The organism is Streptomyces spongiae, from assembly GCF_009377185.1.
Classification (GTDB): domain Bacteria; phylum Actinomycetota; class Actinomycetes; order Streptomycetales; family Streptomycetaceae; genus Streptomyces; species Streptomyces spongiae.
In genome coordinates, this window is sequence record NZ_VJZC01000570.1 from 1 (window position 1) to 6,384 (window position 6,384).

Annotated in this window: 3 protein-coding genes and 2 pseudogenes; 1 reads left to right on the top strand and 4 read right to left on the bottom strand. The window is 72.6% G+C overall.

Features of this window, described 5'->3' with window-relative positions:
• From FNH08_RS41700 to FNH08_RS41715, 4 genes and pseudogenes are all read right to left on the bottom strand, one after another.
• Positions 1-282: pseudogene (locus FNH08_RS41700) on the bottom strand (hypothetical protein); the annotation flags it as partial.
• 210 nt (positions 283-492) lie between these two features.
• A complete protein-coding gene (locus tag FNH08_RS41705) occupies positions 493-1,719 on the bottom strand; it encodes a VWA domain-containing protein (RefSeq protein WP_228034694.1) in 1,227 nt (408 codons plus the stop codon).
• Positions 1,716-4,172: a DUF5682 family protein gene (locus FNH08_RS41710; protein WP_322726316.1), complete on the bottom strand. Its 2,457-nt coding sequence runs from the start codon at positions 4,170-4,172 to the stop codon at positions 1,716-1,718. Before FNH08_RS41710 ends, FNH08_RS41705 begins: the two co-directional genes overlap by 4 nt.
• 121 nt (positions 4,173-4,293) lie before the next feature.
• Positions 4,294-5,493, bottom strand: a complete 1,200-nt coding sequence (locus tag FNH08_RS41715; RefSeq protein WP_152776724.1) for an ATP-binding protein — start codon at positions 5,491-5,493, stop codon at positions 4,294-4,296.
• Between the two features lie 144 nt (positions 5,494-5,637).
• Between FNH08_RS41715 and FNH08_RS41720 the strand changes: the two are divergent.
• Positions 5,638-6,264: pseudogene (locus tag FNH08_RS41720) on the top strand (SWIM zinc finger family protein); the annotation flags it as partial.
• Positions 6,265-6,384: the final 120 nt, after the last annotated feature.

Consider the following 6,384-nt stretch of genomic DNA (forward strand, 5'->3'; position numbering starts at 1 on the left):
GTCCTCCATGTCCCTCGTGGTGCTCTTCGCGGTGACCGCCGGGGCGTCCTCCGCGGGAGCGGCGTGCAGCGCGAACCGAACGGCCTCGGACGACGTGGTCACCACGCCCGTCACCGCCCCCGGCGATGTCCCGTCCGCCGCGTGCGCCTGCTCCCCGCAGAGGAACCCCAGCGCGAACAACCCGCCCACCAACAGCACCACCTGCAGCACACGCCGCCCGGCCGCCCCGCGCATCACACGCAGAACGGCACCGGCACCGGGCAGTGCGGCTGACGGAGTCACAGCGGGGAGAGCCCTCCCATGAGCGGATCGACGGCGTACGCCACGGTGAACGCGGCACGAGACGGTGTGTGCCGAGTAAACCGGCGAACTGTTCGAGGACTGTGAAGAGGCGTCGCCGATCCTCCCACGGAGCTCCCGAGGTTACGCAAGCCCCCCTCCGTTACTGATGGGCGGCAGTTCACGGTGAGTCAGGTGTTCCTCCACTCCACGTCACACCACGTCCGGGACCGGCAGCGGCCGCTTCTCTATGGCCGCCGCCATGACCTCGGGGAAGAGGTCCGGCGTGCACGCGAACGCCGGTGCCCCCAGGGCCGCGAGGGCCGCCGCGTGCTCCCGGTCGTACGCGGGCGCCCCTTCGTCGGAGAGCGCGAGCAGTGTCACGAACTGCACGCCCGACGTCTTCATCGCCGCCACCCGCTTCAGCATCTCGTTGCGTATCCCGCCCTCGTACAGGTCACTGATCAGCACGACCACCGTCTCGGCGGGCCGGGTGATCTGCGACTGGCAGTACGCCAGCGCCCTGTTGATGTCCGTGCCGCCACCGAGTTGTGTGCCGAACAGGACGTCGACCGGGTCGTCCAGTTGGTCCGTGAGGTCGACGACGGCCGTGTCGAAGACGACGAGCCGGGTGTTGATGGACCGCATGGACGCCAGCACGGCCCCGAACACCGACGCGTAGACGACGGATGCCGCCATCGAGCCCGACTGGTCGATGCAGAGGATGACCTCCTTCTTCACCGACTGCGAGGCCCGCCCGTACCCGACGAGCCGCTCGGGCACCACCGTCCGGTACTCCGGCAGGTAGTTCTTCAGGTTGGCCGCGATCGTGCGGTTCCAGTCGATGTCGTGGTGGCGGGGTCGGCTGACGCGGGCGCTGCGGTCGAGGGCGCCGGTGAGGGTGGCCCGGGTGCGGGTGGCGAGCTTCTTCTCCAGGTCCTCGACGACCTTGCGCACCACGGCCCGCGCGGTCTCCTTGGTCGTCTCGGGCATCGCCTTGTTGAGGGAGAGCAACGTGCCGACCAGGTGCACGTCGGCCTCCACCGCCTCCAGCATCTCCGGCTCCAGCAGCAGCGTGGACAGCCCGAGCCGGTCGATGGCGTCCCGCTGCATGACCTGCACGACGGACGAGGGGAAGTACGTCCGGATGTCCCCGAGCCAACGCGCCACTGACGGCGCCGACGCCCCGAGCCCGGCGGAACGCTCGCGTCCCGACCGAGGTTTGTCACCCTTTCCGTAGAGCGCGGTGAGCGCACCGTCCATGGCCGCGTCCCGCCCGGAGAGCGCGCACCCGGTCCCGTCGGCCGCGTCACCGCCGAGCACGAGCCGCCACCGCCGCAGCCGCTCGTCACCGTCGGCAGGCTGATCCTTCACCGCCGCCCCGCTCGTCGTACGCGCGCCCGTGTCCGTGCGTGTGCCCGTGCCCGTGTCCGTACTCATCGGCCCACCCCCGCAAGGTCGTTGACGCCCTTCGTGATGCCGGCTCCCCCGCTCACGACTCCCTCACCCGCGCCTCCTTCACCCGCTTCCCCCTCGTCCAGCCCCAGCAACAGACGCAGCACCGGCAGCACGGCGTCCGCCCGCTCGGTCTCGAGCTCGGGGGCGAAACCCGGTATCCCGGAACCGACGGCCGCAGTGCTCGTCCGGGCTCCTGGTCCGCGCCGGACCAACTCGCCGAGGGTCCGCCGCACCCCTGGCTCGTACGCCGAGAACGTCCGCCGCAGCAAGGGCAGTACGTCGGTGAACGCCTCCTGCGGCACCCCGGTCAGCCACGCGTCGACCAGCCCGAGCAGCCGTTCGTCGTGCACGAGCAGCATGCCCCCGCCGGCCCCGCCTCCGACGAACCCCTCGATCCACGCGGCCGCGTCGGCCGGCTCCGTCCCCGGCGACAGCACCAGCGCCATCAGCCGGGCAGCCTCGTCGTGCGCCAACTCCCCGTCGTCCAGAAGGAGCCGTACGGCCCTTCCCCGGATGACGCCGGGAACGGTGTCGCGTGCGGACAGGATGTGCAGCACCGAGTGCCAGCGGGCCCGCAGGTCGCCGTGCGTCTCCGAGGCGGCCTCGCCCAGCAGCCCGACCGTCCCGTGCACCGCGTCCACATGACGGCGCATCTCCTCCGCCGCCTCCGTGTCGAGCGCGGCGCACGCGGGCGGGAGGCCCACGAAGACACGCTCGGCCAGGCCCGCCGCGACCTCGGCGAGGGCGTGTGTGTCCGTTGCGCGGACATCTCCGTAGCGCAGGGAGCGGACAAGAGCGGGGAGCGCCTGGGCGAGGTGACCGACGTCCGCGTCCAGCGCGGCACGGTCGGCGAGGACCCGCATCACCACGGGGAGCGCGTCCGGGAGTTCGGCGAGGAGGCAGCCCTCGGCGAGCCCGGTGACGTCGGCGAGCGACTGCGCGGCCACGGCGTCCGCCTCGGCCTTGGCGGTCGCGGCCGACAGCACCGTCGTGCCCCACACCCCCGCCTCGGCCACCCGCACCGACAACTCCGGCTCCCAGCGCAGACGCCAGGTCTCCCGGAACGTGCCCGTGCTGCCGCGCGAGGCCGCGGGCTCGCCCCACTCGATGCGCAGCAGCCGCAGCCGGTGGAGGAGGAGGCTGCGCCCGGCGTCGTTCTCCTTGCGCAGGTCCAGCTCCAGCTCCCGCTCCAGCGCCTCCGGCTTGAGCCGCAGCTTCCGCTGGATCCGTGCGAGGTCCCGCTGCAACGGCACCGCCGGCGCCGCCGCGGGCACCTCCCCCAGCACGTCCCCGACGACGAGCCGGTCGTGCACGAGGTCCAGCGGCACGTCCGAGCCCTCGCACATCACCGCCCGTACGGCGTCGGTGGTTTCGGTGAGTCCCGGCAGTGGGCGTCCGCGCATCGCCGCCAGTGTCTCGGCGAGCCGCACCGCCTCGATGACGTGCGCCGAGGACACGATCCGGTCCTCCTCGCGCAGCAGCCCGGCCACCTTGGTCATCCACCGCTCGACGGGACGGTCGCGCGCGCCGAACAGATGCCCGTACCAGCCCGGCGAGTCGATGCCCGCGCCGTACCCGCTGACCCTGGACAGCCTCCGGTGCGTCCACGGCACCCAGGTCATGTCGGCCTTGACCTTGGGCAGTCCCTTCAGCAACGCCCGATCGGCGGCGACGGTGCGCTTCTCCCGCAGCGCGGGCACGTGCCACGCACCGCACACCACGGCGATGTCGTCCCCGAACTCCTTCTGGGCGGCCCGCACCTGGAGCCGCATGTACGCCTCGCGCACCAGGTCGCGGTCGTGGCCACCGGTCCCGTACGTCTCCCGCAGCGTCCCCATGGCCTCCCCGAGCACCGCGAACGGCGCGAACGGGTCCCCTCCCGTGCCCCTGTGCTCGACGACGTCCTCCCACCACCGCTCGGGGTCGTCGTACCCGGCGGCTTCGGCGAGAGCGGCGAGGGGGTCGACGCGGACGGATTCCCCGGGCTCGACCGTCCCGGTGGGTTCTTCGGGTTCCACCGGTTCGGCGGGTTCGGTGGGCTTGGCGGGTTCGGCGGGCTCCTCCTCCTTGCTCCACGCCAGCGTGTGGGTCGCCGGGAGGTCGATGAAGCGGGCCGGGATCTGGTGCTCCAGGGCCCAGCGGATGGTCACCCACTCCGGTGAGAACTCGGCCAGCGGCCAGAAGGCCGAGCGGCCGGGCTCGTCCACCGCGTGGGCGAGGAGGGCGACCGGCGGCCGCATGTCCTCGTCGGCGGCGAGCGGGATCAGGGCGTCCGCCTCCGGTGGCCCTTCGATGAGGACGGCCTGTGGCCGCGCCGCCTCCAGCGCGGCCCGCACCGCCCGTGCGGACCCCGGGCCGTGGTGCCGTACACCGAGAAGCAGCGGCCCGTCACCGTACGGCTGCTCTCGCGGTGGTGCCCCCTCGACGCCGGTCACATGCTCCCCCAGAATCCCCAGCCGCTGTCGTCCAACCCGAAACCCCGGCCGGAGTCGTCCGGCCCGGTCCCGTCGCCTCCCGAGCCGGGCCCGGGTCGCGCGCTCACCTCCTGGAACGCCCTCACGCGCTCACCTCCCGGCAGGCCCGGTAGAAGTCCGTCCAGCCGTCGCGCTCGCGGACGACCGCTTCCAGGTACTCCTGCCAGATGACGCGGTCGGCCGTCGGGTCGCGGACGACGGCGCCGAGGATGCCGGCGGCGACATCCGAGGCGCGCAGGACGCCGTCGCCGAAGTGGGCGGCCAGGGCGAGTCCGTTGGTGACGACGGAGATGGCCTCGGCTGTCGACAGCGTGCCGCTGGGTGACTTCAGCTTCGTACGACCGTCGGTCGTCAGTCCGTCGCGCAGCTCGCGGAAGACCGTGACGACACGGCGGATCTCGTCGATGCCGTCGGGTGCGGACGGCAGGTCGAGGGAGCGGCCGAGCTGGTCGACGCGGCGCGAGACGATGTCGACCTCGGCGTCGGCGCTCTCCGGCAGCGGCAGCACCACCGTGTTGAAGCGTCGGCGCAGGGCGCTCGACAGGTCGTTGACCCCGCGGTCGCGGTCGTTGGCCGTGGCGATCAGGTTGAAGCCGCGGACGGCCTGCACCTCCTGCCCCAACTCCGGTATGGGCAGCGTCTTCTCGGACAGGATGGTGATCAGTGTGTCCTGGACGTCGGCGGGGATGCGGGTCAGTTCCTCGACGCGGGCGGTCATGCCCTCGGCCATGGCCCGCATGACCGGGCTGGGCACGAGCGCGTCGCGGCTGGGGCCGTGGGCGAGCAGCTGCGCGTAGTTCCAGCCGTAGCGGATCGCTTCCTCCGGTGTGCCCGCGGTGCCCTGCACCAGCAGCGTGGAGTCGCCGCTGACTGCTGCGGCGAGGTGCTCGGACACCCAGGTCTTCGCTGTGCCGGGCACGCCGAGGAGGAGCAGGGCGCGGTCGGTGGCGAGTGTGGTGACGGCGACCTCGACGATGCGGCGCGGGCCCACGTACTTCGGTGTGATCACCGTGCCGTCCGGCAGTGTGCCGCCGAGCAGGTACGTCGCCACGGCCCACGGCGACAGTTTCCAGCGGGTGGGGCGCGGCCGGTCGTCCTGCTCGGCCAGCGCGGCGAGTTCCGCGGCGAAGGCGTCCTCGGCGTGCGGGCGCATCACCTCGTCCCCGGTCTGTTCCGCGGGCGTGTGCCCGCTCGTGCGGGCGCCCGGGGTCGCGTGCGCGTTCGCGGGCGCGGACGGGTTCCGGCGCTCGTCGACGGATGTCGGATCTACGGAAACAGGCATGACGGTGTCCCCCTCCAGCTCGGCCGTGTCCGGCCGGTTCGGATCTGGTGTCCACCGTGCACCACGCCACTGACAATGCGTTCCGACCTGCGGAAACGTGCTCGCGGAGGTCGATTGTCAGTGGCGGGTCCTACCTTCGATGACATGACTCAGCAGGGGGTGCGCTGGACGGCTGAGCAGGTGCTGGCTCTGGCGCCTGACGCCGCGTCGCGCAAAGCGGGAAGCAAACTCGGCGCGGTCGGGCCGTGGTCGGAGACGGGCAGTTCTGACGAGGGGACGGTGTGGGGACTGTGCAAGGGCAGTGGCAGCAAGCCGTATCAGACGGTCATCGACGTCGCGGACTCCAGTGGGCCCGCGTACAAGTGCAGTTGTCCGAGCCGCAAGTTCCCGTGCAAGCACGCGCTGGGGCTGCTGTTGCTCTGGGCCGGCGAGGACGGTTCGGTGGCGCGTGCGCAGGCACCGGACTGGGTGGAGCAGTGGATCACCGGGCGCCGGGGGCGCGCGGAGGAGAAGAGGACGACGACGGGCGCGGCATCTGGGGGCGCGTCCGGCGATCCGGAGGCGGCGCGCCGCAGGGCGGATCGGCGCGCCGAGCGGATCACCGCGGGGGCGACGGAGCTGGAGCAGCGGTTGTCGGACCTGCTGCGGGGCGGTCTGGCGGCGGCCGAGCAGGCGGGGTACGGGCTGTGGGAGGAGACCGCGGCCCGCATGGTCGACGCGCAGGCGCCCGGACTGGCGGCGCGGGTGCGTGAGTTGGGGGCGATACCGGCACCCCGCATCTCCTCGGCTCACCCGAGCGGGTGCGGTCCGCCACCTACCCGGGCGACCCCAAGACCCGGGCCGCCCTGGATCTGGGCGTGCACTCGATGATGCTGCTTCCGCTGCGCGCCG